General features: G+C 71.5%; 1 protein-coding gene. It reads left to right on the forward strand.

Translation table 11 applies throughout. From position 1 onward, the window contains the following. Positions 1-141 precede the first annotated feature (141 nt). A partial coding sequence (locus WDW90_RS38495; RefSeq protein WP_488803330.1) for a recombinase family protein occupies positions 142-365 on the forward strand: 224 nt, incomplete at its 3' end.

Genomic DNA, 365 nt, shown 5'->3' on the forward strand with positions numbered 1-365 from the left:
GCAACGGTCGACAGGCAGGGCCAGCTCTCGCCCAGCGAGGCGCTGATGCAGGTCGTCACGATCGCTCTAGCCGGCAGCGATACCACGCGGCGCAGGCTGAAGCGATGGCAGCCCTTGAGGAGTTGCGCTCTGCAATACGCCATGCGCGAGCGCCTCGCCGGGCTCGGCTTTGCCGAGGTCGAGGTCATCGACGAGGATCTCGGCTGCTCGGCCGCCGGCGGTACGCGGCGCGCCGGCTTCGAGCGCATGGTCGCCGAGGTCTGCCTGGGCAAGGTCGGCGCGGTCGCCGCCCGCGAGGTCTCCCGCTTCGCTCGCAACAGCCGTGCGCGCAGGCCGCGTCCGACAGCTCGGAGCCGGAGATCAGC

It is taken from the genome of Methylobacterium nigriterrae (genome assembly GCF_037106235.1).
Lineage (GTDB): Bacteria > Pseudomonadota > Alphaproteobacteria > Rhizobiales > Beijerinckiaceae > Methylobacterium > Methylobacterium nigriterrae.